The organism is Lysobacter enzymogenes (genome assembly GCF_017168095.1).
Taxonomy (GTDB): domain Bacteria; phylum Pseudomonadota; class Gammaproteobacteria; order Xanthomonadales; family Xanthomonadaceae; genus Lysobacter; species Lysobacter enzymogenes_D.
In genome coordinates this window covers 10,574-10,860 of record NZ_LXSD01000367.1, presented here as the reverse complement: position 1 = coordinate 10,860, position 287 = coordinate 10,574, and positions in this window count along the sequence as shown.

Here is a 287-nt window from a genome sequence, read left to right as displayed (position 1 = left end):
GCTGCGGCTCGCGGCCACTCGCGCTGTCGCCGAAGCCCCTGTAGGAGCGGCGCAAGCCGCGACTGCGGGAACGCAACTGCGACGCAACTTTCGGCGCGGGCGGATCGTCCGCGGTCGCGGCTTGCGCCGCTCCTACAGGTAGATCGCGTAGCGACGCTGCGCCTCGCGGCCACTCGCGCTGTCGCCGAAGCCCCTGTAGGAGCGGCGCGAGCCGCGACCGCGGGAACGCAACTGCGACGCAACTTTCGGCGCGAGCGGATCGTCCGCGGTCGCGGCTTGCGCCGCTC